Source organism: Vibrio sp. V04_P4A5T148, assembly GCF_963875605.1.
GTDB classification, from domain to species: domain Bacteria; phylum Pseudomonadota; class Gammaproteobacteria; order Enterobacterales; family Vibrionaceae; genus Vibrio; species Vibrio anguillarum.
The window spans coordinates 13,428-38,148 of sequence record NZ_CAWNMS010000069.1; the positions used below are offsets into that span (position 1 = coordinate 13,428).

The following is a 24,721-nucleotide window of genomic DNA, read 5'->3' on the forward strand; positions in this document are numbered from 1 at the left end:
ACTGAACCTATAGGGGTAGGGCTCAATCAGGATACTAAATCGAACAAAATTACGCGTGTTTCATACGGACGAAGCACTTGATGTTCCAAAACTTTGAGTGGTTTTATATCTGTATAGTTACCTAACAGGTATTTTGCTTTCTCAATCGGTAACTCTTTTGGCAACACACATTCGGTGTCAACGCCATAATAGTTATTGATACAGATCAGCACCTGTTTCGCGTTGCGTCGCTGGTAGGCAAAAATCTCTTTATGATCGGGTAGCAAATCGGTGTAATCACCATCGGTAATTACACCGATTTTTTTGCGCAGCGCTATCAACTCTCGATAGAAATAGAACACCGATTGCTCATCAGCTAACGCACATTGCGCATTCAATTCTTGATAGTTTTCTGCAATGTCTAGCCAAGGCTGACCTTGGCTAAAACCAGCAAAGCGCTCTGCATTCCATTGCATTGGCGTGCGAGAATTGTCACGGGATTTTTGTGCAAGAATGGCCATCATCGCTTCATGACTTACCCCTTGCTGGTTCACCATGATGTCGTAAATGTTAGTACTTTCCACATCTCGGTACTGTTCAATAGCGGTGTAGCCGGGATTGGTCATGCCTATTTCTTCACCTTGATAAACATAAGGCGTGCCTTGCATCATATGAATCGATGCGGCCAACATTTTTGCCGACTCAACGCGATAACGTTGATCATCCCCTAAACGGCTCACGATACGAGGTTGATCATGGTTACACCAAAAAAGTGCTCCCCACCCTTTACCATTTAAACCCGTTTGCCAATGGTTGAAAATCTGCTTCAATTGCAAGAAATCAAATGGCGCTTTCGTCCATTTTTCACCGTTCGGATAATCCACTTTTAAATGGTGGAAGTTAAACACCATCGAAAGTTCTTTGCCATCCAAGCTTGAATATTGCTGGCAATGCTCAAGCGTTGTTGAGGACATTTCCCCCACAGTGACACTGCCGTATTGTTGAAAAACAGCTTGGCTGATCTCTTGTAAAAATTCATGCACGCGCGGGCCATCGGTATAAAAACGGCGTCCATCACCTTGGTGATCATCACTGAAATCCTGCGCTTTTGAGATTAAATTGATCACATCGAGACGAAAACCATCCACCCCTTTTTCGGCCCAAAAACGAATCACTTGCTTCACTTCCTCACGAACTTGAGGATTTTCCCAATTAAGATCAGCCTGCTCTTTGGCAAATAGGTGCAGATAATATTGCCCTGTTGCGTCATCTAACGCCCATGCACTACCACCAAACTTTGACTGCCAATTATTTGGAGCCTGACCATTAATCGGGTCTTGCCAAATATAATAGTCACGATACGGGCTTGATTTATCACCCAACGCCGACTGAAACCAAGCGTGCTCGGTTGAGGTGTGGTTAACCACAATATCCATAATAATACGGATCCCTCTTTGATGAGCTTGAGCCAGCAGTTCATCAAAATCTTGCATGCTACCGAATTGAGGATTGACACTGTAATAATCCGAAATGTCATAACCGTTATCAACCATTGGAGATGAATAAATGGGTGTCAGCCAAATGGCATCAATTCCCAAGCGGTGCAAGTAATCCAGTTTAGAGATGATCCCTTTGATATCTCCCGTTCCTTTATTGCCGCTATCACAAAAACTTTTGGGATAAATCTGATAGATGGTCGCAGTTTTCCACCACTGACTATCACTCTTGGTTATAACCATATTGACAACTCACTTACCAAAATGAAAATGAGTGGTGAAAACTCACCACTCGAATGAAAGGTTATGCACTTGCTGGCTCTAGCTCGCCTTTAGCTTGAGCTCGTTTGTATAAAAACAGAGTAAGCAGAATTGGGACGGCCATCGCCACCAGCATCGCGATGCCGTAAATACCCCAGTATTGTGGTTGAATCGAAAGAATACCTGGTAAACCACCCACACCGATGCCATTCGCCATCACCCCTGCACTACCACAAATTGCGGCTGCAATAGCACTACCAATCATGGCGCTTAGCATTGGGAACTTGTACTTTAAGTTGACACCATACATCGCTGGCTCTGTCACACCCAAATAAGCCGAAATAGCAGCAGGAACAGAGATGTCTCGCTCACCGTGTTTTTTACTGATAAAGATGATACCGACGACCGCAGACGCTTGAGCAATATTTGACAGTGCAATCAATGGCCAAATTGGCGTACCACCCATTTCTTGCATCAACTGCAGATCCACCGCGTTAGTGGTGTGGTGAATCCCGGTAATGACCAGTGGCGCATACAATAAACCGAACACCATTGAGCCGATAACCGCAAAATCGCCAGTCATTGCAGCTTTAGCCGCAAACGCGACGCCATCGCCCAATACGCGGCCAAATGGACCAATTAAAGCGTGAGCCAAAATAACGGACAATATGATAGAGATAAACGGCACAACAACGAGATAAAGATAAGAAGGGATGATGCGCTTTAAGTTTGTCTCAATAAACGCCAGAGCAACACCCGCCAACATTGCAGGAATAACCTGAGCTTGATAGCCGACTTTCTCTATCACAAACAAGCCAAAATCCCACACTTCGGGCATCTGCTTACCGATCAGATAAGCATTCATTAATTGAGGCGAAACCAGAGTCACACCCAAAGTAATACCTAGTATCGGTGTTCCACCCAACTTTTTCACCGTTGACCAACAAACACCAACCGGTAGGAAGAAGAAAATAGCCTCGCCAATTAACCATAAGAAAGAATGAACCGTGGCCCAAAATTGGCTAATTTCAACCAAGGTTTTGCCATCGAACATGCGAATGTCGCCAATGACATTACGAAAACCGAGGATTAAACCGCCAGTGATGATCGCTGGCAGCAAAGGAACAAAGATTTCCGCAAGATGCGAAATGCCACGTTCTAAAAAGTTCATGTTTTGGCGAGCGGCTTTCTTCGCTTCATCTTTAGAAACGGCTTCTTTGCCTGAAAGCCCGATTAAGATGGCGTAAACTTCGTCCACCTCAGTACCAATCACAACTTGAAACTGCCCAGCATTGGTAAAACACCCTTTAACCATGCTCAGCTGTTCTAGTCCTTTTTTATCCGCCTTGTCGGTATCATTTAAAACAAAGCGTAAACGAGTCAAACAGTGACTCACACTGGCGATGTTCTCTTTACCACCTACCAGCTCGATGAGACGTATCACGTCTTGCTTCGCTATCTTGGCCATACTTTTGCCCACCCTATATTGGAATACTGTCTGTTTTTCTTTTTAATGGGAACATTCCCACCTACAAGTGCAATATTGACATAAATAATAAAAGGTAAAAATGGGAACAATCCCATTAATTGAATAAGATCACAGACTAATTGTAATTCACTTTAAGAAATAAGGAGTTAGCTTGTTAGCGGTTGTTGAGTGATGTGTGCAGGGTTCATTTCATTATTAAGCTGTAAAATCAATAAATTAGCTGCTTTTTCTCCCGCTTGAGCATAGCCAGGATCAATACTGTAAATATTAGGGAAAAGAAAAGAGAGCAGCTCATTACCACCTACACCAGTGACGGCGATATCATCTCGGCCCAATTCTTGGAGACGTTTAATCACGCCAAGTGCCAGAGTGTCACTGGCGCACACGATAGCTTGAGTCTGATCATTCAGCACTTCATCAACCAGTTGGTAGGCACTTTCATGATGCAAACGTCCAGTGCGATAATTGGGAGTGCATCCACTTTGTTTGCACCAATCTAAGTACGAATCTAAACGTAATTTACCTGTCGTTTTATCGCTAGGATCGACCCCAATGTAGGAAATATGAACTCGATTTTTCGAAGTCAAATGAGCAAGCGCGCCTTGAATAACACCATAATTGTCATAGTTAATCGATGAGACTTTATCGGCATCCATCGCAATCACAACCGCTCGCGATGCCCATAGGTTGAGTTGTGTGATATCGAGATCGGTAAAACCAAATACAATCACACCATCCACATTACGCTTATGTAAAACCTCAAGGTGCTCGTTCGTTTTAGTGCGATCAAACTGGCTTTCCATAATCACCACATCGTACCCATTTTGATACAACACCTGTAGCATTCGCCCCACGGCGCGGTTTTCAGACGGTGACTCAAGGCGTGAGATAATCACGCCAATCACTTTCTCACTGCCACCACGCATTAACTGAGCCGATTTCAGTGGCACATACCCAGAATCTTGGATAACGCGTTCCACTTTTGCTCGTGTTTCAGGCTTCACTTTTGGGTCGTTCGTCAATACACGAGAAACCGTCGATTTACCAACACCAGACAGTTTTGCAATATCCAAGATAGTCAGTTTTCTGCTCATGCGAACCTATAGCGTAAATAAAAATGGAAGATAGCATGCGCTTATCTTAAATGAATTATTGAGTGGTACAGCCTTGATAAGTCGTTGATCCCACTTCGAGCAAAGCCTCATCGCCTTTCGTATGTAAAAGCACGGTTTGAGGCTGAGTTTGCTCGCTATCGTCGATCACATACTTTGCGCCAGAGGCGGCTGGAATTTGTATTAATGTATATTCGCGATCGGCAATACGGAGAACGGCTGACTGTTGCTCAATATACGCAACATCAAAATGCTCACCAGAACGGCATTGATAATGCTGGAACAGGTTCTCACTTTCAACGCGCGAATCGTTCGCGTAGTGTGGTGAGCATGCCGCTAAAAAACCAACACTGAATCCAACAAAAAGAAATGATTTATTCATATTGCCTTCCACAAAGGGGGGAATTTTTACTGTGCAAGAAAAGCAGGGACATCGCGAATACTATCAAGTACCACGGTGGCGAGTAATTCACCTTGCTCAGTAACGGGTTTACCCGAACGCACTAACACACGAGTACCAACACCTGCGGCTTGTGCAGCCATCATATCTTCAGCTTTATCGCCTATCATCACGGATTTTTCCATATCGATATCAAGAAAGTCCCGTGCGGAGATAAACATACCAGGCTTGGGTTTGCGGCAATCACACTCTTCTTTATACTTACCTTCACCGTGCTCTGCATGGTGCGGGCAGTAATAAATACCATCAAACTCGACACCGTGATCGGCAAAATTCCAGTCCATCCATTGCGTTAAAGATAAAAAGCGCTCTTCACTAAATTTCCCACGAGCGATACCTGATTGGTTGGTCACCAAAACCAGCAAATACCCCATGTCTTGAAACTTCTTAGTAGCTTCAAATACACCATCGATAAACTCAAAATCATGCTCATCATGAACATAGCCATGATCAACGTTGATCACGCCATCGCGATCTAAAAACACTGCAGGTTTAGCCAAAATAACTCTCTCATATCACGCCAGATATGATGATTATTACACGCTTTATTTTTTTCATCACTACCTAATTCACCAAAGCGTTTAGACGTCTAGACGTAAAAATATCTATTGACTTAAATCAAGTTAAGCCATAGCATCGTCCAACAAGTGAGAGAGAGTTCAACATTTTATTCTGTTATCCCTGCACAGGTTTTCCGATGATTCAAATTAATCAAGTAAATAAAGTTTTCTATCAAGGCAATAAGGAAATTCATGCTTTGAAAGAGATTAATCTTCACATTAAGCAAGGCACTATTTTTGGTGTAATTGGCTCGTCAGGTGCAGGGAAAAGTACACTGATTCGCTGCGTCAACATGCTAGAAGCTCCAACAACAGGTTCGGTTGTGGTTGATGGCGTTGATTTAACTCAACTGAGCAAATCAGAACTCAGCCAAGCTCGTCGCAACATTGGCATGATCTTTCAACACTTCAATTTGCTTTCATCACGTACGGTATTTGACAACGTTGCTCTGCCACTTGAGCTGGCTGGTGTCGAAAAAAATAGCATTGAAAAGAAAGTGTCAGAGCTGTTGCAACTGGTCGGCCTGACGGATAAGCGCGAAACTTATCCTGCAAATCTGAGTGGTGGTCAAAAGCAACGTGTTGCAATAGCGCGAGCACTCGCCTCTGATCCCAAAGTATTGCTGTGTGACGAAGCCACCAGTGCGCTTGATCCTGCGACGACTCAATCGATTTTAGAGCTATTGAAAGAGATCAACCGCACACTCAATATCACCATTTTGCTAATTACTCACGAAATGGATGTGGTAAAAAGTATTTGCCACGAAGTGGCGATTATTGGCGACGGTGAACTGGTTGAAAAAGGCACAGTTGGCGAGATTTTTGCTCACCCTAAAACCGCCTTAGCTCATCAATTTATTCGCTCAACGCTCGATTTATCAATTCCGGAAGATTACCAAGCTCGCCTGCAAGCCACTCGCGTAAAAGGTAGCTACCCGCTGGTGCGATTAGAGTTTACAGGCGCAACGGTTGATGCTCCCTTGATGACACAAATTGCCCGTAAATTTAATATTGATGTCAGTATATTAAGTTCTGACCTTGATTACGCTGGTGGCGTTAAATTCGGCATGATGGTCGCTGAACTGTTTGGTAATGAGTCGGACGATACGGCCGCTCTTGAATTTCTTCGCGAAAACAACGTAAAAGTAGAGGTACTTGGTTATGTCCTTTAACACCATCACCGCTTGGTTAAACCTGAATGGCGATCTTCTACTGATGGCAACCTGGCAAACACTCTACATGGTCGCTGTCGCGGGCATCGTCGGTTTCGTGGTTGGTATTCCACTGGGGGTTATTTTACATACCACCAAAAAAGGCGGCCTTCTCGAAAACACTCAGCTGAACCGCATTCTTGGTGCCATCGTCAACATTGGTCGCTCTGTGCCATTTTTGGTGCTTATGGTGGCCATTATTCCGGTGACAAAACTGCTTGTCGGTACGTTTATTGGCACCACGGCGGCCATTGTGCCGCTGACGATTGGCGCAATTCCATTTGTCGCTCGTTTAATTGAAAGTGCATTGCTGGAAGTGCCCACTGGTTTGGTCGAAGCTGCGCAGTCAATGGGGGCTACGCCGATCCAAATTATTCGTAAAGTGTTGCTTCCTGAAGCGCTACCAACGATTGTCAACTCAGTCACCATCACTATGGTCACTCTAGTAAGTTACTCTGCCATGGCCGGAACCGTTGGCGGCGGTGGCTTGGGCGATGTCGCTATTCGTTACGGCTTTCATCGCTACGACTTAGGCATCATGACGGTCACCGTGGTGATGTTGATTGTCTTAGTACAAATTATTCAATCGATTGGCGATAAGTTTGTCCGCCGTGTCGACCACCGTTAAATCACAATAAAGTTAAAACACAGATTCGTTTTATAACAAGGAGTTAATCATGAAATTTAGCCTTAAAGCTCTACTTACCCTCGCCGTTAGCGCTTCAGCACTCGTGCTGGCAGGCTGTGGTGAAAAAGCGGTCGACAACAATAAAATCAAAGTGGGTGTCATTGCCGGTGCTGAAGCACAAGTTGCTGAAGTTGCAGCAAAAATTGCAAAAGAAAAATACAACCTAGATGTAGAACTCGTGACGTTTACCGACTATGTTACCCCTAATGCGGCACTGGATGATGGTTCGATTGATATCAATGCATTCCAACACAAGCCATACCTTGATCAACAGATCGCTGACCGCGGTTACAAATTAGCGATTGCAGGTAACACCTTTGTTTACCCGATTGCTGGCTATTCAAAACAAGTGAAATCGGTTGATGAGATTCAAGATGGCTCTCGTATTGCGGTACCTAACGATCCAACCAACCTTGGTCGCTCTTTACTGCTGCTAGAACAGCAAGGCCTTATTACTCTACGTGACGGAGCAGGCCTACTGGCAACGGTACGTGATGTGGTCGCCAACCCAAAAAACATCACTATTGTTGAGTTAGATGCCGCGCAACTGCCTCGTTCACTTGACGACGTTACGCTCTCTATCATCAACACGACCTACGCCAGCTCAATCAATCTAACGCCTGAAAAAGATGGTGTGTTCGTTGAAGATAAAGAGTCACCTTATGTCAATATCATTGTTTCTCGTGCAGAAAATCTGAATGCTGAAAACGTGACTAACTTTGTTAAAGCCTACCAAACAGAAGAAGTGTACCAAGCCGCTTCGAAAATTTTTGACGGTGGTGCAGTAAAAGGCTGGTAATTAATAAACCTATTACCTGTGCAAAAAAGCCTATAAAAACAGAAAAGCCGATACGCGATGTATCGGCTTTTTCGTATCAACAACACGCACCTGCTTACTTAATATGATCCCAAGACATATTGGACACAATACGGCACGGGTCGCACTTAAAATGGAAAATGTCGTGCAGCGGTTCATTGAGTAGCCACTCTCCCCCACATTTCGGGCATTTTCTGGCTTGTTCGTCCGCTAGGCTCTGGCCGCCAACTCGATACTGGTAGTAATAAGTAGGGATGTGGGTCAAAAACTCAATTCGTCCTCGTAAATCCCATCCTCTAATAAACAGCACACTGTCCACATCGCAAATCTCGTGCAATGCAGCGTGTTCTGCTCGGCAACCACCCGCCATCTGAAGTTCATCACACGCCTGCCACTCTGTTTGCCATTTGATCACTGCTTTATGATCGCCATTTAAGGTCGCAGAATTACGATATAAAGGGATCGGCAGCAATGTGTCACCACTGCGCAGCGGAGAACAAGTGTGTACATAAGTGGTGTAAAGTATCTGCCAGCTAGGCAAAACATCATCAGCGGCTTGCTCAGAATTAAGATCGCGCCCCAACAAACGGGCTTTCGGAGCCAGCAAACTAGCCTCCGTCAAGCGACTCAGGCACACCCTAACAAAATCAGAATGATACTTAGGGTGTAAGCTTTCTTGCTCTGGGCAAACCACCCGCACAAAGAACTCGCCCTCTCCCATCACGATGGGGAATTCACGCCCAAGCACTTGACCGTTATAGCGTAAAGCATCCATTAGGCCATTAATCGCTTTATCTACCGCCGAAATAGTCGTGTTATCAAAACACTCAAACTGCAATTCAACCACGTACATCGTTACACCACAGGTTCTAAATTAGCGAAAAACTCGGCCACACTTTCGGCCAGCACGTCGCGTTTATCGGTACCTAAACGTTCTAATAACACATGGCCAGAAAGGTTACAGATCGAAATTACATCCATCTCCGCATCGGTTGCACCAATAAACACGGTTGGTTTGAGTTTTAGTCGGCGCTGAGTCACCAAATGACCGAGGATATTTTCCTGCAAACGAACAAAATCATCCTCACTCCACACTTGCAATAGAGCGAGCTCGTTGCCTTGCCATTTAGCGGGCATGTCCGCACAAAACTGTACGCCATAAAAGGCTTTAATATCAGAATGTAGAGTCAATTCAATCGCTGCTTCTACGTTAGAAAAATCAGCTGTAACCGATCTGACGACGGACTTCCACAGCACACTGTCTTGGTCGTTCATCACTGCGCAAGGGGAATCCAACTCAGCCAACTCATCATTACGAGGAGACTCGCCATGCTTTGTTTGGTAAGCGTCAAGATAACGTTGAGTAAATGAAAGTAAGGCTTGCTCGGCAGTTTGTGCCATGAAGTGCTCCAAAATTGATGAGTCGCTGCCTTGTGTGATGACAGCAACCCTAGGATTGCGTAAAATTCTGCTTATTCTAATCGAATTGACGTGAAAGTATGAGCAAATATTCCAATGCCAAAGCGCTGGCAGGGTTAACCCTTGGCAAAAAAACCGACTACGCCAAACAGTACGATCCAAGCTTACTGCAACCTGTCCCTCGTAGCTTAAACCGTGATGATCTGCATTTGGGGGATAGCTTACCGTTTAAAGGCTGTGACATTTGGACTTTGTACGAGCTCTCTTGGCTCAATGAAAAAGGGTTACCACAAGTGGCAATTGGCGAGGTTTCTATCCCTGCGACAAGTGCTAGTTTGATTGAATCTAAATCCTTTAAGCTCTACCTCAATAGCTATAACCAAAGCAAAATAGCCAGTTGGGATGAAGTAACGCAGCGCTTAACCAACGATTTATCGGCCTGTGCCGGCGCGCCAGTCAGTGTCACTCTCAACCCGGTGAGCGATTACACTGGCCAAGCGATTGTGACTATGCAAGGTGAATGCATTGATGGACAAGATATTGAGATTGAAAGTTACCAATTTGATGCCAGCTTACTGAAAAGTGCCGCGCGTGGTGAGCAAGTCAATGAAACACTGCACAGCCATTTACTGAAATCGAACTGTTTAATCACCAATCAACCCGACTGGGGCAGCGTCGAAATTCATTATCAAGGTCAACAAATTGATCGAGAAGCACTGTTACGTTATCTCGTCTCATTTCGTGAACATAATGAGTTCCACGAACAGTGTGTAGAGCGCATCTTCACCGACATTATGCAATACTGCCAACCGACACAGTTAACAGTATACGCTCGATACACTCGCCGCGGCGGTTTGGATATCAACCCATTTCGCTCAACCGAACAAGAACGGCCAACACATAACCAACGTATGGCCCGTCAATAAGGATTAGCATTAGGATGATCAACGTGCGCTGGACACTTTTGCTCAGTTTAACTCTGGCTCTGTTTTCATTGGCTTCACAAGCCACTATCTACTCGTCGCCAATGTTAAATGAAGCCAATGGGTTGATTGATATCTCACCGAATCAAGCCAAAACCCTAGCCACTGAGTATCTGACTCAGCGCAAGTTGGCCGAAAAATCAGAAAAATCATCATCAGTGATGGCGCGCGATGAAAGCGACAGTCGGATTCGAACACCGGGCAGCAGCGTTGATGCGTTAAAGATTTTAGCCAAAGCAGAGTTCCAGTTGCACAATATGGATGCCGCACTGGCCGCGTTAAAACTTGCTGAAGAGCTCACGCAACACTATCAATTGCCTTATTTAGCCACGGATGTACAAATACTCAAAACTCGTCTAATTTGGCTCAATAATAATGATGCAAGCGCCGCTCGGCAGGCGCTACGCGCGATCAGCAGTCAATATGATGCCATCAAAAATGCGGATCAAGTGGCAAAAGGTCTCGATTATAAAATTACCCTGCTCAAAGCAGAAATTGCCTCAAAAGCCAATGATATCGAACTGGCCAATAAGCTTTTTGCTGACCTAAAGCCTTACATTGATTCGATCTCCTCACCGAAAACCGTGATTGAATATCAGATTGTTATTGGTCAACATTTTCTCACTCATGGCTTTTACAATCGCGCTTTATCTGAGTTGCTAGTTGCCTATTGGGGCGCGATTGAAAACAACTCAAGCGCCCTACTCGCTAAAACTAATACCTTACTGGCTCAGCTTTTTTTTGAAAGAAAAGTGCTCGATAAGGCTTTAGAGCATTTGTCTCAAGCCGCCGATTTTTATGACGGCTATAACAAGTCGCCAGCCTTGGCTGATGTATTGCAACGTATGGGCGATGTCTATTACCAGCAAGGTAAATACAATCTAGCGCTCGTTCACTACTTCAACGTGATCGATCACGAAACGAGCCGCAATGATCTGGAAAAAGTCATTGAAGTGCGTATTAGTTTGGCGGCGACCTACCTTAGTCTCTATAACTACCCATTAACTGACCAGTATCTCACTCGCGCTGAAGACTTGCTTGAGCTGAAAGATTATCCTCGTTTAAAAGCACAGGCTTACTTACTGCATTCAGGATTGGCCTTTCACCAAAAACAAGCCGATGTGGTCATCAGCAACGCTCAACACGCCTTAAGCGTTGCTAAAACGATGCAAGATGAAGAGATTGAAGAGCATGCCTATCGGTTACTGGCCTTGGGTTATGAGCAAAACGGTCAGTACGCACAGGCCTTAGAGAACATAAAACGCAGCAATGCACTATCGCAAATACGCCAAGAAAAACTCAATCAGATCAGTGAAGATGCTTTTCGTCAACAAAAAGAGTTTGTAGAACAAACCTTACATCTGGTCGGGCAAGAAAAAGCGCTGCTCAAAACTCAAGAAGAGTATAATAAGTTCAAAAAGATCGCTTTTATTCTGTTTATCATCTCCATTATTTTATTTTTACTGTTACTGCGTAGAGGCTACCTTATCCAGTTGCAAAATGAAGAAATCGATGAACTCAACAGCACGCTCTTTACCCATTCTCGCTCTCGCTTACGTAACCTGCGCATGCTCAATGCTAAGCTTCCTTCAGCGATGCAAAAAAGCAGCCGTCATTTTGAGCCGTGGTATATTGGTGAACTCATCCACGAGCCACTGAGTGATCGCCTCCGCTTTGTGATGATTGATATTCCCTTTCTGCGCAACATGTACTTAGAACATGGCTATTCAGCTGGCTTAGAATTGGAGCATCAATTTGGTCAGTTTTTAAAATCGAAAATCAAAGAACCGAATCGGATTTATCACTTTTCAGATTCCAATCTGCTCTATATCGAACCGAATGCCGATCGCAATACACCGCCTGAAATCGCATTCGATCAAATTCAGCAATGGATAGATGAATTTCAACCTGAACGTCGCTTAAACCGTACAATACGAATGGGCATCGCCGACTACCCATTTTTGCCAAGAGCTTATATGGCGATTAATGATAAAGAGCTGCTCGATATTCTGCTGATGGCAACTAACACAGCTCGTGAGCTAAGTATGAGAGAAGGAGCAAGCCATTGGGTCTACTTAAAAGCGATCGATAACGCTCCAGCCGCTAGTTTTGCCTCCAACAATATTCGCAAATCATGCAAGCACGCCATCAATCAAGGGTTGATAAAAGTGCATTCTTCTTATAAGAATGAGGAGAGCATCAAAAAACTCCTAAAAGATGGGTAATTACTCGGCATTCAATGTGTTAAAGCAGTGACGTGGGCAATTAATTTGTTATTATCGATAAATCAATTAATAGGATCCTAACGATCCTCGCAGTTTAGTTTAGTTGTACATGGGCGCTCTCGAACAGGATATTCAAACACAGTTACAGCAGCTGAAAACTCAGTTGGAACAGGTTCGTTTGACACACAGGGACACTTCGTTCAAATTTAAACGAGAACATACTGTCCTAAAACGGATCGTCGCATCATTAAGCTTGGCGTGTCAGGGTAATGATCATCAGCTAAATATTAATTTATCGGATCTTCGTGAAGCTCTAGAGCAACAAAAAGATGTAAGCACGCTCATACCTCGCTTAGCCGTATTGGAGCGCATGTTGAAGCAACAAACTTTGGTTATGGAAAAAGAAAACTCTCATTTGGACTCTCAAATCAAACATTGTGGGGAAACATTACTTCGCGTTGCTGGCCTACCCGCCAAACTTAAGCGTGATTTGCGTGATCTGCTCAGTTTTTCAGAAGCTCAGCCTAAAGCCGAACAAGCGATTCAACTGCTTGGGATTTATGAACGTGCAATCAAAATAATAACAGCGAACCCGAATACGGCCATCAGCGAGCTGCATGTCGCGGATAGAGAGCTATTGACCAAGCTATCCGATGAACTGCAACACCTGATCACTGAATTGGATTTTGAAGGTGAATCAGGGGAACTACTGGTAGATATTCGTGCCAAGCTGTTGATTGGCGTATCGACATCAACGCTCTTAGAGTTAACGTTAGAGATTCTAAAACTGGTGATTGATGGCACCAACAGTGAGCGAAAAACATCTGAGAAGTTTTTAGAACAGGTCAACTCATCACTCACAAAACACATTAAAAGTAGCACTCACAACGCAGACCAAAGCCAGAGTTACTTTGAACATCGCCAAGAGATGAATGCTGAACTCGCCGCTTTGATTACCCAAAGCCAAACCCTAATCAAAGATTCTGTGGCGATTGACGATCTTAAGCTCTCCGTTTCACCTATATTATGCGAAATGGCGTCACTTTCTGAACGCTTAAGTCATGCAGAGCAACGCGAGCAGGCACTGATTGAACGCTTAAATTATGGCAAAAATCAAATGGAAGCTCTGTTTGAGCTCACCCAAGATTATCGCCGTCGATTGGAAGATCAGTCTCAGCGCTTGCTGCTTGATCCACTGACAAAAGTCTATAATCGCACGGCCTTTAATGACCACCTTGAGCTGGAATATCGGCGCTGGATAAGAGCTCAACACACTTTCCGAATCGTAATCTTTGATATTGATAAGTTCAAAACTATCAACGATAGCTTTGGCTATACGGCAGGTGATAAAGCCCTTAAAATTATTGCCCGCACCATATCCAAAGAAGCATCCGATACGGATACCGTGGCACGTTTCTCTGGTGAAGAATTTATTATTTTACTTCCCGATCAAGAAGATAATCACTGTTTCAAGGTGGTAAAAAACATTCAACGTCATGTATCGAGGCTCCCTTTCAAGTTCAGAGACAAGAGTATTACGATTACACTTTCAGCCGCGAGTACCTGTTTTAAAGACTCCGATACGCCAGAGGAAGTACTTGAACGTTTACGCCGCTCGTTACTAGAAGCCAAGAGTTTCGGCCCTAACCAAGTAGTTTGGAAATAAACACAAGTCCAGATCGGATGTAGACAAAAGAAACCCATTCAAATCGCGGCCTTAACTGGTCGCTATTTGAACAAAACCAAACTAAAGCGTGCTTAACATCACACTCTGCTTGCATAAACATTTCCTAACAATCGAGAAAAGAACTAGATTGATACTGTAATTTCAATCAGTTATGTCGTCCTATCGCACATCCGTCACTAAACGAACCATGACCTATACTCCATACTAAGCGGGTATATATAAAAACCAACTTTAGTCGTAGCGTGGACATTTTCCTTACTTCTCAACTAAGGAGGCCAGTATGATTACTCATATCAGCCCTACAGGCAGCATGGATCTGCTTTCTCAACTTGAAGTTGAGCGTCTAAAAAAGACCGCGTCGAGCGATCTATATCAACTGTACCGCAACTGCACTTTGGCGGTACTTAACTCTGGTAGCCATACGGATAACTCAAAAGAACTTCTTGAAAAATATAAATCTTTTGATGTCACTGTCATGCGCCGTGAACGCGGTATCAAGCTAGAGCTGACGAATCCACCAGAACATGCCTTTGTTGATGGGCAGATCATTAAAGGAATTCAAGAACATCTGTTTTCGGTCCTGCGCGATATCGTTTATGTCAACATGCATCTGGCGGATAATCAGCGCCTAAATCTCACCAATGCCATTCACATCACCAACTTAGTATTTGGTATTTTGCGTAATGCCGGTGCCTTGGTTCCCGGTCTTGAACCTAACTTAGTGGTTTGTTGGGGTGGACACTCGATCAACCCTGCTGAGTACCAATATACGCGGGAAGTGGGCCATGAACTGGGCTTGCGTGAACTGAACATTTGTACAGGCTGCGGACCAGGTGCTATGGAGGGGCCAATGAAAGGGGCCGCCATTGGACACGCTAAACAGCGCTATACCGCACAACGCTATCTTGGCTTAACCGAACCGTCGATCATTGCCGCCGAGCCACCAAATCCGATTGTGAACGAACTGGTGATTATGCCGGATATTGAAAAACGACTAGAAGCTTTTGTGCGAATGGCGCACGGCATCATTATTTTCCCCGGTGGAGCAGGAACAGCGGAAGAACTGCTGTACATTTTGGGTATCATGATGCACCCAGATAACGCAAGCCAACCAATGCCAATTGTACTGACTGGGCCAAAAGAGAGCGAAGCCTACTTCCGTTCAATCGACACATTCATTGCCGAAACATTAGGTGAAAAAGCACGCCAACATTATCAAATCGTCATTGATGATCCAGAAAAAGCGGCGCGTATCATGAGCCAAGCGATGCCGCTGGTTCGTCAGCATCGTAAAGATAGTGGTGATGCTTATAGTTTCAACTGGTCCCTCAAAATCGAGCCTGAGTTCCAACTGCCTTTTGAACCGACTCACGACAGTATGGCCAACTTGGATTTACACCTAAACCAAAAACCAGAAGTACTCGCTGCTAACTTGCGTCGCGCCTTCTCTGGCATTGTCGCTGGTAATGTGAAAGCGGAAGGCATTCGAGAAATTGAACGTCACGGCCCATTCATCATTGATGGCGATGCCCAATTGATGAAAAAAATGGATCTATTGCTAAAAGACTTCGTTGCACAACACCGAATGAAGCTGCCCGGCGGCAGTGCTTATGAACCTTGCTATAAAATTGCAACCATTAACCATTAACCATTAACCATTAACCATTAACCATTAACCATTAAAGGCAAAAATAACTTATGCCGGGGATGAGTGGCAATATTAAGTGAGATCATTACAATAAGGGCTTATTAAGCCCTTATTTTTTGGTCGTTATGTCTTTACACCTTGTCATCATTGATGCTTTGAATTTGATCCGTCGGGTGCACTCCGCACAACCCGATCCTAACGATATGGCAAGAACCATAGAGACAACCTCGCGCACCTTGCACCGTATCATCAATGAAGCTCAACCGACCCACATCATCGCCGTGTTTGATCATCACTTCCAAGACCGGGGCTGGAGAGCACAGCTTCTACCGACTTATAAGCAGAACCGGAAGCCGATGCCAGAAGCACTGCAACTTGGCTTAGACGCCATTCAGCAAGCATGGTGGGAATTAGGGATTGATTCACTGCTCTCGGAAGGTGATGAAGCCGATGATTTGGTGGCCACCTTAGCCACGAAAGTGGCAAGCCACGGTGAAAAAGTAACGATCATTTCAACCGATAAAGGCTACTGCCAACTACTCTCCCCCACTTTACAAATTCGTGACTACTTTCAACATCGTTGGTTAGATCAACCCTTTATTGAACAGGAATTTGGCGTAAAGCCGAGCCAATTAACCGATTTTTGGGGATTAACGGGCATCAGTTCAAGCCAAGTTCCCGGCATTGCCGGCATTGGTCCCAAAGCAGCAAAAGAGATATTAACGCAATTTCCCGACATAGAAGCGGCCTACGCCAGTGCTGATTTGGCCAAGAAATACCGTAAAAAATTTGATGAGCAGATCGATATGGCGCGAGTCTGCAAACACATTGCCACACTAAAGACCGATATAGAGCTCGGTTTTAATTTGCAAGACATTCGCTTTTCAGCGCAAGTATCCCATCCAGAATAGCAAAACGCTCCTAGAAAGGAGCGTTAAATTAACCTATTGGAGCATTAGTGCGGAGAGATGTTCGACAAGCATTGGACATGCACTGTGATCTCTTCACGATCATGATACAAATGCTTTGCCTGCATGCGGAACTTTACATCATTTTTAATCAGAAAAACTTTCAGATTTTCAATATCTTGTAAAACTTCATCATAGCGCCCTTTCATTGGCAGCTTTAAGTTGAAGATGGCTTCTTTCGCCCAACCCTTGAGGATCCACTGCCCCATTAAATGCGCAACACGAGCTGGCTTTTCAATCATGTCACACACAATCCAAGTCACGTTCTTGCGTGGCGGCTCAAATTTAAAACCATCCTCGGCATGGTGTTTCACTTGTCCTGTGTCCATCAAACTTTCAGCCATTAGACCGTTGTCGATAGCATGAACAAACATCGAACGCTTCACCAGTTGGTAAGTCCAGCCCCCCGGGCATGCGCCCAAGTCTACCGCCCACATTCCCGGAGCCAAACGTTCATCCCACTCTTCACGAGGAATAAACACATGGAAAGCCTCTTCCAACTTCAGTGTGGAACGACTTGGCGCATCGGCTGGGAATTTCAAACGAGGAATACCCATGAAAAAAGGCGAGTTATTGTTGGTGTACGAATACCCAACGAAGCAGTGTCCGGGTTGAATAAAGCAGACATGTAGCACAGGTCTCTTCGCCGACTCTTTGTTAGACAAAATCCCCTTGCCACGTAACGCTTGACGCAATGGCACGGTAAACTTACGACAAAATTTGAGCAACTCTTTCGCTTCATTGGTATCTGGCGTTTCAATGCGAATGTCACCACAACGCGGAAAACCCTCAAGTTCGGCGAGTTCAGATAAGATAGGCGAAATACGATCATCTTTAGGTAAATCGCTAAATTCCGCCGCTACCGCAAACATCTGACGAGCAAAAATAAGCGATTGGAAATCGATCTCTTTAATCAGCTTATCAGCATCACCGGCCTGATAGCACTCAAACAAAACGTAACCCGTATTGTTTTTCAAACGAGGAAAACCAAAAACCTCTAGCTTAGTCGCTTTATCTTGGATCTCTCCGGCACACTCTTTTTCAAAGCCTGCACGACAATAGAGCATTACGTGTTTCACTGGTCCACCTCTTGAATATTAAGTGCTGCATAGCCAAACACTCCCCACCCTAGCATAAAGAACACGCCACCAAATGGCGTGATCGGGCCAAACCACTTGATGCCCGTGAGTGCTAAAGCGTAAAGACTGCCGCTAAAACAAAGGACGCCGATGATAAAGCAAATTGCCGCAATGAAAAAATATTTTTGTGCTTTCGATCCCAAACGACAACGCAGCAAAATACCACACGCTAATATGGCTAAAGCGTGAATCGATTGGTACTGCACTCCCGTTTCAAACACCGAAAGCAAGTAAGGGGTTAAATACGCTTTTAGGCCGTGCGCCGCAAAAGCTCCTAGAGCGACACCAACGCCCGCCATAAAAGCCGCGATAGTGAGCAATAACTTACTCTTCATCTAACAATACCTCTTGTTCCCTTCTGGCTTTTTTGAGCATCCAATCACGGAAAGTGGCGATGCGCCCCATATCGGCCTGCTTCTCGTGACAGACCACATAGAAAGCATTTTTAGTCATCAGCACTTCGTCAAAAGGCGCAATCAAGCGACCCGCTTCCAGCTCTGGCTGAGCTAACACGTTATTCCCCAGTGCGATACCTTGCCCATGCGCCGCCGCTTGCAGCACCATGGTCGAATGGCTAAAGATGGGGCCGTGGTTGACATTCACCCCTTCAAGATCGTTCTCTTTGGCAAACTGTTTCCAATCTTTACGTGAAGTATCGTGTAGCAGAGTATGGCGTGTTAGATCGTCCAGTGTTTCTAAAGGCTTAGGGCCTAACAGCAGTGAAGGAGAACAAAGCGGGATCAAAAACTCTTGATACAACTTATCCGCGCGTAAACCAGGCCAGTTACCTCGTCCATAATAAATCGCCACATCCACATCATCGGTTAACGAACCTTCATCCATATCAACCGCTTTGATACGCACATCAATATCCGGCTCTTGCTGGTTAAAATCGGCCAGACGCGGCACGAGCCACTGAATCGCAAAACTCGGCGGTAAACTAATGGTTAATGCCCCTTTCTCACTGCGCTCTAGTACCTTATCGGTGGCTTCAGAGAGTGCGGTGAAGATATCTTTAATGTCGAGAAAGTAACTTTGCCCTTCTTCTGTCAATAGCAGAGAACGATTACGACGGCGAAATAGCTTTAACCCTAAAAATTCCTCTAACGCTTTGATTTGATGACTGACTGCGGCTTGTGTCACAAATAGCTCTTCCGCAGCACGAGTAAAACTCAGCTGGCGAGCTGCCGCTTCAAACACTTTCAGCGAGTTTAATGGTGGCAATCTTCTGGACATAGGTACACTCAAAAATTAGATTAGTTTTTTTAATCTGAAACATTATAAATTGTCCATTGCCGAGCGGCTAGAGAAATTCTATATTTCACCCCGCAACAAGGCCTGAACGGCTTGATTCAGTTATGAATCAATTGGCTTTTGTTGCGATGTTGTGTTTGCAAACTCGTATTTCGAGTGAGGTAGAATTCTACCATCCTGTTTTGTGCAGTTATCCCCTGCACCAAAACATATACTTCCTGTATTTATTGTTTGACCTGTCTGTCAAATTCTTTAGCACCGCCCTTGGGCGGTGTTTTTTTATGTCTGTGATTAAGTCGGAGCCATAAAAAAACCGCTCACGAAAACGTGAGCGGTCGATTCTGTATCGAGATAACGATTAAGGTCGATATACCTTGATGTTGTTAAAGCCTTGCTCTTTCAAATAAAGAGCTTGAAGCCGGCTCATCACACCGCGCGCACAATATAAGAGATATGTTTTCGATTGATCCAAATCGCCAAACTGAGTCGATAACTTGTAGAAAGGCAAATGTTTTACTTCCACACCTTCAATCAGCAGTGGCTTGTCATCTTCTTCATCTGGGCTACGAATATCAAGTACCACCGCATCTTTTTCGATAGCGGTCACTTGTTCAACTTCAGGTGCTTGCTCTTGGCTCTCTTTCTCAATATCACGAATATCCATTTGACGAGCGTTGTAAACTACGTGCTCTAGGATTGAGAAATCAAACTTCGCCTCTTCGGCTTCTAATTTCGCTTTCACCGCTTTAACTGTTGGGCTTTTTGAAATAACCCCACAGTATTCTGGCATCGTTTTGGCAAAATCTTCTGTTCCAATCTCGCGCGCCACTTTAATAATCTCTTCTTTGTCCCAGTTGATGAGAGGACGCAAAATTAGAGTATCTGTCACACCATCAATATGACGAAGATTAGTTAGAGTTTGGCTCGAAACTTGACCCAACGCTTCTCCGGTCACTAAAGCTTCAATATTTAACTTATGAGCTATCATGCCTGCGGCGCGCATAAACATACGTTTTAACACCACACCCATTTGGCCATCGTCTACTTTTTCTAAGATTTCAGCCACCACAGGCTCGAAATCGACCGAGATAAAACGCACTTTGGCTGAAGAACCGTATTTATTCCACAAATAATGGGCCACTTGCTTTACACCAATTTCATGCGCAGGGCCGCCTAAATTGAAGAAGCAATAATGCACTTTTGAGCCACGTTTGATGTGTAAATAGCTTGATACACCCGAGTCAAAACCACCAGAAATCAAACTCAATAAATCTTCTTGAGTGCCAAGAGGGAAACCACCTAAGCCTTTATAACGGGCAATCACTTGATTGAGCAATTCATCGGCTATTTCAATATTGATGGTAACGTCCGGGTTTTTAAGTTGAACTTTTGCACTCTCAACTGCTTGGTTTAAACCACCACCAACATAACGCTCAACATCGATTGAGGTAAAATCATGCTTTCCTCGACGCTTAGCACGCACAACAAAAGTTTTTCCTTCGATGTTATTACGGCTGAGCGCTAACACTTGCTCGTAAATGTCATGCATATCCTTAAACTCAGATTGCTGCACTTCGAGCACTTGCTGGATGCCAGGAGTATGAGTCAGAATTTCAAGGACTTCTTGATAGTATTGGTCACTTTGCGCAGCCACTTCAATGTGATCGCGACGGTTAAATACCGCGACCGACTCTGTTCTTCGTTTGATGATATTACGAATATTGGACTCTAAAATTTTTGTAAAGCGCTTGCGTACTGAGTCACTTTTAACAAAAATTTCCGGATGGGGCTTAACAATAAATTTCATAGTTCTATTCGCAATCTGATTGGGCAACGTGGTGAATCAATGGGTCGCATTCTGCTTGCTACTGATACACCGCTAAGGGCGCAGGATTATACACGAGGTGATAACCATAAAAAAGACGAGCCTTAGCGCTCGTCTATGTGTTTTTACATAATCCAACGTAACTTACTGAACGGATGGAACTTCATCACTGTACAGCGGTTCACCTTGCATGATACTGATTTCTACTCGGCGGTTGCGTGAACGTTCACTTTCCGTATCGTTAGAGCCGACTGGGTCGGTATCGGCCATACCACGCACCCTGAGTCGTTGATGAGAAAACCCACGAACCTTTTCCATCTCTTGCGCCACAGAAACCGCTCGTTGAGCCGAAAGATCCCAGTTTGAGCGATACAATTCAGAATCGACACTTTGATTGTCGGTATGGCCAGAAATACGCACAATGCCCGGCACATCTTTAACCAGATCGGCAATTTGACGAACCAATGGACGAAACTTAGGTTGTAGAAATGCAGAACCTTCGGGAAACGCACCTTTTTCACGAATACGGATCACCAATTGCTGACCTAAGTTTTCAACTTCAATTGCGCCTTGTTCGATTTCTCTTGCTAACGCTTTTTTGATGTCCTGTTCAACAATTTCCATCTCTTGCGACATAGATTCTGCTTGCTGTTGTTGCATTTCCGATTGAGTATTTTGATTATTCTGCGTTGAAGTTTCAGGGGATTGCCCCCCAGTCAATTGACCTTCTTCACGCTGAACACCACCCGCTCGATCTGAATCCCCTTCTTGAAACTCAAGTGTCTGCTGCGTGATATCAATGGTTTGTTGCATGATGACATCAATCGGTGTCGGTTCGGGGCGGCCCGGGCGAAACTCTTGTGCAATGATGCTTGTCCCTTTAGGAATGTCTTTCACTTCCAAACGATTTTGCACACCAAAAGCAAACTTCATCGAGCCCGCTATCTGTTTAAACTTCAGTACGTCCATCTCGGAAAAAGAGAGCAGCAGTACGAAGAAACACATCAACAGCGACATTAAATCGGCAAAGGTTCCCATCCACAACGGCAAGCCGGGAGGTGGGCATTTACAGCCTTCTTCATCATCCATTACAGGCTCCGTTATTCACTATCAACATCTAAAACACGCTTGCCTTCATTGAGGTAGTTTTTCAGATAACTATCAATGACCCGTGGGTTTTGTCCATCCTGAATAGCCAGAACGCCATCCATGATTAAACGACGGTTAAGCTTTTCTTGGTCTCGGCGCAAAGCAAGTTTGTCTGCAATCGGGAAAAAAATCATGTTCGAGAGAACAGCGCCGTACAAGGTAGTTAATAAGGCAACGGCCATGGCAGGGCCAATTGATTTAGGGTCATCCATGTTAGACAACATGGCAACCAAGCCCACCAAAGTACCGATCATGCCCATTGCTGGCGCTACGTCACCAAAGGCACGAAATACACCAGACCCTTGAGAATGGCGCTCATCGGTTAATACAATGTCTTTTTGCAACGCAGAACGCACCACGTCAGCATCATGGCCATCCACCAGCAAATCGATCCCTTTTTGCATGAAGCTATTAGTAATTTCCATCTCTTCTAATGCAAGAAAGCCGCCTTTACGTGCCGCATCCGCCATTTCCACGATTTTTGCGATCAAATCTTCAGGCTCATCAGCTTTAAACATAAAAGCCTTACCTGCGACTTTGGCTGCACCAAAAAATTGTCCCATCGTGAATTTCATCAAAACAACAAAGGTTGAGCCCCCCACTACGATCAAGATAGATGTGACGTCGAAGAACATCATTAGGCTTCCGCCTAAAATCATCGCCATGATAACGAAAGCGAGGCCTCCGATCAGGCCTATCAGCGTTGCTAAATCCACAAAGCACTCCTCATGCTGCTTACCCGCGATAATGAGTTTAAACTCGTTATCGGCAATAGATTCAAATCTTTAAGTAAATTATTGGATCATACCGAAATTTTCTCTATTCAGTTTATACCTAAACTGAGCAAAGATGCACTGTTGCCAGCACACTGATATGGCCAAGATTCTGAGTCACCGTCACTATTTCAGTAAATATCGGTCTGGTTGCTAAGTATCGTATTATTATTTTTATTATTTGTGATAGTGACAGTTCCAAAAGAGGGACTTTTCAGACAAAAATCGTTGGTTAAATTTGACCATCACTACGCCCTAAGGTAACTTTCGTGCATATTTACCAAGATAAAAAGATTATGGCGAGCAAGAAACCTGAAAATATGTCCTTCGAAGCGACAATCGAAGAACTTGATAGCTTAGTGGAACAGCTAGAAAATGGCGATTTAGCCTTAGATGATGCGCTAAAAAAATTCGAGCGCGGAATATCCCTTGCTCGTGCTGGACAAAGTAAGTTAAGTGAAGCGGAGCAGCGAGTCAGTATTTTGCTCAGTGCGAGCGATGACGCGCCACTCTCTGACTTTACTGAACTACCTGAGTAATAGGCACGTATTACTGATACATACTTATTACTGACTCATATTTATCGATCTCATCGCTCGCTATGTGACATGAACCTGTCAATTAAGTCACAGGGAAACGGTCGATCGTAACCTAGTAGATACCACAACTTAGTAGAAAGAGTGCCCTATGATTGAGGCTCTGAGCTCCTATCAGCAAAGAAATATTGACCAATTAAACCTTTGGTTAGGCCGTTTACCGCACCAAAAACAACCGTTGATTGACGCGATGCGCTACGGTTTGTTACTTGGCGGCAAAAGAGCTCGACCTTATTTGGTGTATATCACAGGGCAAATGCTTGGTTGTACGCCAGATAAACTCGATACCCCAGCCTGCGCAATAGAATGTATTCATGCTTACTCATTGATCCACGATGACCTTCCCGCGATGGACGACGATGAATTGCGTCGCGGTAAAGCCACTTGTCACATCGAATTTGACGAAGCCATCGCGATTTTAGCGGGCGATGCCCTGCAAACACTGGCCTTTACTATTTTGGCAGAAGGTCAACTCGCCGAACATGCGCAAGTCAACCGCATTAAGATGGTTCAAATGTTGGCTCAAGCTTCCGGTGCTCAAGGTATGTGTATAGGGCAAGCGTTGGATCTGCAAGCGGAAAATCGTCTGGTTTCAGTGCAGGAATTAGAAGAGATCCATCGCAATAAAACAGGAGCCTTGATGCGTTGTGCAATCCGTTTAGGTGCGCTTGCGGCTGGTGAAAAAGGGCTTGCGGTACTACCACAATTGGATCGCTATGCCGATGCCGTTGGTCTCGCATTCCAAGTTCAAGATGATATTTTGGATATCGTTAGCGATACCGAGACATTAGGTAAACCTCAAGGCTCGGATCAACAACTCAATAAAAGTACCTACCCAGCGCTGCTAGGGTTACAAGGTGCTATTGATAAAGCACAAAGTCTGTTACAGGAAGCTCTTCAAGCCTTGGAAGCAATACCCTACAATACAGAATCACTCGAAGAGTTCGCCCGATACGTCGTCGAGCGCAAGAACTAAACTATA

The 24,721-nt window shown here is 44.6% G+C and carries 23 protein-coding genes; 10 read left to right on the forward strand and 13 right to left on the reverse strand.

The features are described from left to right. Positions 1–26: 26 nt before the first annotated feature. The 5 genes from treC to gmhB all read right to left on the reverse strand — a co-directional run bounded on the left by treC (position 27) and on the right by gmhB (position 5,297). Positions 27–1,718: an alpha,alpha-phosphotrehalase gene (gene treC, locus AACT18_RS14055; protein WP_094125029.1), complete on the reverse strand. Its 1,692-nt coding sequence runs from the start codon at positions 1,716–1,718 to the stop codon at positions 27–29. 61 nt (positions 1,719–1,779) lie between these two features. Beyond that, positions 1,780–3,204, reverse strand: coding sequence for a PTS trehalose transporter subunit IIBC (treB, locus tag AACT18_RS14060; RefSeq protein ID WP_094125030.1), 1,425 nt, complete (start codon positions 3,202–3,204; stop codon positions 1,780–1,782). A 167-nt stretch (positions 3,205–3,371) separates the two neighbouring features. Continuing rightward, positions 3,372–4,319: a trehalose operon repressor TreR gene (gene treR, locus AACT18_RS14065; protein WP_013857380.1), complete on the reverse strand. Its 948-nt coding sequence runs from the start codon at positions 4,317–4,319 to the stop codon at positions 3,372–3,374. Positions 4,320–4,374: 55 nt separating this feature from the next. Then, positions 4,375–4,719, reverse strand: a complete 345-nt coding sequence (locus tag AACT18_RS14070) for an MliC family protein (protein ID WP_017044208.1) — start codon at positions 4,717–4,719, stop codon at positions 4,375–4,377. 26 nt (positions 4,720–4,745) lie between these two features. Further along, positions 4,746–5,297, reverse strand: a complete 552-nt coding sequence (gene gmhB, locus AACT18_RS14075; protein ID WP_094143607.1) for a D-glycero-beta-D-manno-heptose 1,7-bisphosphate 7-phosphatase — start codon at positions 5,295–5,297, stop codon at positions 4,746–4,748. A 197-nt stretch (positions 5,298–5,494) separates the two neighbouring features. Between gmhB and metN the strand changes: the two genes are divergently transcribed. Genes metN through AACT18_RS14090 form a run of 3 tightly spaced genes read left to right on the forward strand, consistent with a single transcriptional unit; the run spans position 5,495 to position 8,055 of the window. Then, positions 5,495–6,529: a methionine ABC transporter ATP-binding protein MetN gene (gene metN, locus AACT18_RS14080; RefSeq protein WP_013857383.1), complete on the forward strand. Its 1,035-nt coding sequence runs from the start codon at positions 5,495–5,497 to the stop codon at positions 6,527–6,529. Beyond that, positions 6,519–7,196, forward strand: coding sequence for a methionine ABC transporter permease (locus AACT18_RS14085; protein WP_017044205.1), 678 nt, complete (start codon positions 6,519–6,521; stop codon positions 7,194–7,196). Before metN ends, AACT18_RS14085 begins: the two co-directional genes overlap by 11 nt. A gap of 49 nt (positions 7,197–7,245) precedes the next feature. Beyond that, positions 7,246–8,055, forward strand: coding sequence for a MetQ/NlpA family lipoprotein (locus tag AACT18_RS14090; protein ID WP_013857385.1), 810 nt, complete (start codon positions 7,246–7,248; stop codon positions 8,053–8,055). Positions 8,056–8,149: 94 nt separating this feature from the next. Here the strand turns inward: AACT18_RS14090 and AACT18_RS14095 are convergent, their stop codons facing one another. Together AACT18_RS14095 and syd are read right to left on the reverse strand one after the other, a co-directional pair. Beyond that, positions 8,150–8,926 (reverse strand): Zn-ribbon-containing protein, encoded by a 777-nt coding sequence (locus AACT18_RS14095; protein ID WP_094125236.1) that lies wholly within the window; start codon positions 8,924–8,926, stop codon positions 8,150–8,152. A gap of 2 nt (positions 8,927–8,928) precedes the next feature. Further along, on the reverse strand, positions 8,929–9,474 hold the full coding sequence (gene syd / locus AACT18_RS14100; protein WP_176428331.1) for a SecY-interacting protein: 546 nt from the start codon (positions 9,472–9,474) through the stop codon (positions 8,929–8,931). A 98-nt stretch (positions 9,475–9,572) separates the two neighbouring features. On the opposite strand from syd, the gene queF reads away from it, so the two are divergent. From queF to xni, 5 genes are all read left to right on the forward strand, one after another. Beyond that, on the forward strand, positions 9,573–10,418 hold the full coding sequence (gene queF, locus AACT18_RS14105; protein WP_094125234.1) for an NADPH-dependent 7-cyano-7-deazaguanine reductase QueF: 846 nt from the start codon (positions 9,573–9,575) through the stop codon (positions 10,416–10,418). Positions 10,419–10,432: 14 nt separating this feature from the next. Beyond that, positions 10,433–12,700, forward strand: coding sequence for a tetratricopeptide repeat protein (locus AACT18_RS14110; protein ID WP_094125233.1), 2,268 nt, complete (start codon positions 10,433–10,435; stop codon positions 12,698–12,700). 109 nt (positions 12,701–12,809) lie between these two features. Further along, positions 12,810–14,366 carry a GGDEF domain-containing protein gene (locus AACT18_RS14115; RefSeq protein WP_017044199.1) on the forward strand — a complete coding sequence of 519 codons (1,557 nt, stop codon included), beginning with the start codon at positions 12,810–12,812 and terminating at the stop codon, positions 14,364–14,366. Positions 14,367–14,667: 301 nt separating this feature from the next. Further along, entirely contained in the window at positions 14,668–16,035 is a 1,368-nt protein-coding gene (gene ppnN / locus AACT18_RS14120; protein ID WP_094143609.1) for a nucleotide 5'-monophosphate nucleosidase PpnN, read from the forward strand. Between the two features lie 125 nt (positions 16,036–16,160). After that, positions 16,161–16,946, forward strand: coding sequence for a flap endonuclease Xni (gene xni, locus AACT18_RS14125; RefSeq protein ID WP_094125077.1), 786 nt, complete (start codon positions 16,161–16,163; stop codon positions 16,944–16,946). A 44-nt stretch (positions 16,947–16,990) separates the two neighbouring features. Here the strand turns inward: xni and rlmM are convergent, their stop codons facing one another. The 6 genes from rlmM to pomA form a co-directional block, all read right to left on the reverse strand. Further along, positions 16,991–18,082 carry a 23S rRNA (cytidine(2498)-2'-O)-methyltransferase RlmM gene (gene rlmM, locus AACT18_RS14130; RefSeq protein ID WP_017045575.1) on the reverse strand — a complete coding sequence of 364 codons (1,092 nt, stop codon included), beginning with the start codon at positions 18,080–18,082 and terminating at the stop codon, positions 16,991–16,993. Then, the gene (locus AACT18_RS14135; RefSeq protein WP_013857395.1) at positions 18,079–18,477 is read right to left on the reverse strand and encodes a DUF423 domain-containing protein; all 399 of its coding nucleotides are present in this window, start codon (positions 18,475–18,477) and stop codon (positions 18,079–18,081) included. The genes rlmM and AACT18_RS14135 overlap by 4 nt, the downstream gene beginning before the upstream one ends. Next, entirely contained in the window at positions 18,467–19,378 is a 912-nt protein-coding gene (locus tag AACT18_RS14140) for a transcriptional regulator GcvA (RefSeq protein WP_026027676.1), read from the reverse strand. The genes AACT18_RS14135 and AACT18_RS14140 overlap by 11 nt, the downstream gene beginning before the upstream one ends. A gap of 376 nt (positions 19,379–19,754) precedes the next feature. Beyond that, entirely contained in the window at positions 19,755–21,203 is a 1,449-nt protein-coding gene (gene thiI, locus AACT18_RS14145; RefSeq protein WP_026028114.1) for a tRNA uracil 4-sulfurtransferase ThiI, read from the reverse strand. Between the two features lie 162 nt (positions 21,204–21,365). Beyond that, positions 21,366–22,310, reverse strand: a complete 945-nt coding sequence (locus AACT18_RS14150) for a flagellar motor protein MotB (protein WP_017044193.1) — start codon at positions 22,308–22,310, stop codon at positions 21,366–21,368. An 11-nt stretch (positions 22,311–22,321) separates the two neighbouring features. Next, positions 22,322–23,086 carry a flagellar motor protein PomA gene (gene pomA, locus AACT18_RS14155; protein ID WP_017045579.1) on the reverse strand — a complete coding sequence of 255 codons (765 nt, stop codon included), beginning with the start codon at positions 23,084–23,086 and terminating at the stop codon, positions 22,322–22,324. A 353-nt stretch (positions 23,087–23,439) separates the two neighbouring features. Between pomA and xseB the strand changes: the two genes are divergently transcribed. Both xseB and ispA read left to right on the forward strand, forming a co-directional pair. After that, positions 23,440–23,682: an exodeoxyribonuclease VII small subunit gene (xseB, locus tag AACT18_RS14160; protein ID WP_010319093.1), complete on the forward strand. Its 243-nt coding sequence runs from the start codon at positions 23,440–23,442 to the stop codon at positions 23,680–23,682. 148 nt (positions 23,683–23,830) lie between these two features. Then, complete coding sequence (gene ispA / locus AACT18_RS14165; RefSeq protein WP_094125078.1) at positions 23,831–24,715, forward strand: (2E,6E)-farnesyl diphosphate synthase; 885 nt, start codon at positions 23,831–23,833, stop codon at positions 24,713–24,715. The last annotated feature ends 6 nt before the right edge of the window (positions 24,716–24,721 follow it).

Coding starts and splice junctions, on each gene's coding strand:
- treC (WP_094125029.1), bottom strand. CDS start 1,718: ATGGTTATAACCAAGAGTGATAGTCAGTGGTGGAAAACTGCGACCATC.
- treB (WP_094125030.1), bottom strand. CDS start 3,204: ATGGCCAAGATAGCGAAGCAAGACGTGATACGTCTCATCGAGCTGGTA.
- treR (WP_013857380.1), bottom strand. CDS start 4,319: ATGAGCAGAAAACTGACTATCTTGGATATTGCAAAACTGTCTGGTGTT.
- AACT18_RS14070 (WP_017044208.1), bottom strand. CDS start 4,719: ATGAATAAATCATTTCTTTTTGTTGGATTCAGTGTTGGTTTTTTAGCG.
- metN (WP_013857383.1), top strand. CDS start 5,495: ATGATTCAAATTAATCAAGTAAATAAAGTTTTCTATCAAGGCAATAAG.
- AACT18_RS14085 (WP_017044205.1), top strand. CDS start 6,519: ATGTCCTTTAACACCATCACCGCTTGGTTAAACCTGAATGGCGATCTT.
- AACT18_RS14090 (WP_013857385.1), top strand. CDS start 7,246: ATGAAATTTAGCCTTAAAGCTCTACTTACCCTCGCCGTTAGCGCTTCA.
- AACT18_RS14095 (WP_094125236.1), bottom strand. CDS start 8,926: ATGTACGTGGTTGAATTGCAGTTTGAGTGTTTTGATAACACGACTATT.
- syd (WP_176428331.1), bottom strand. CDS start 9,474: ATGGCACAAACTGCCGAGCAAGCCTTACTTTCATTTACTCAACGTTAT.
- queF (WP_094125234.1), top strand. CDS start 9,573: ATGAGCAAATATTCCAATGCCAAAGCGCTGGCAGGGTTAACCCTTGGC.
- AACT18_RS14110 (WP_094125233.1), top strand. CDS start 10,433: ATGATCAACGTGCGCTGGACACTTTTGCTCAGTTTAACTCTGGCTCTG.
- AACT18_RS14115 (WP_017044199.1), top strand. CDS start 12,810: ATGGGCGCTCTCGAACAGGATATTCAAACACAGTTACAGCAGCTGAAA.
- ppnN (WP_094143609.1), top strand. CDS start 14,668: ATGATTACTCATATCAGCCCTACAGGCAGCATGGATCTGCTTTCTCAA.
- xni (WP_094125077.1), top strand. CDS start 16,161: ATGTCTTTACACCTTGTCATCATTGATGCTTTGAATTTGATCCGTCGG.
- AACT18_RS14135 (WP_013857395.1), bottom strand. CDS start 18,477: ATGAAGAGTAAGTTATTGCTCACTATCGCGGCTTTTATGGCGGGCGTT.
- AACT18_RS14140 (WP_026027676.1), bottom strand. CDS start 19,378: ATGTCCAGAAGATTGCCACCATTAAACTCGCTGAAAGTGTTTGAAGCG.
- thiI (WP_026028114.1), bottom strand. CDS start 21,203: ATGAAATTTATTGTTAAGCCCCATCCGGAAATTTTTGTTAAAAGTGAC.
- AACT18_RS14150 (WP_017044193.1), bottom strand. CDS start 22,310: ATGGATGATGAAGAAGGCTGTAAATGCCCACCTCCCGGCTTGCCGTTG.
- xseB (WP_010319093.1), top strand. CDS start 23,440: ATGGCGAGCAAGAAACCTGAAAATATGTCCTTCGAAGCGACAATCGAA.
- ispA (WP_094125078.1), top strand. CDS start 23,831: ATGATTGAGGCTCTGAGCTCCTATCAGCAAAGAAATATTGACCAATTA.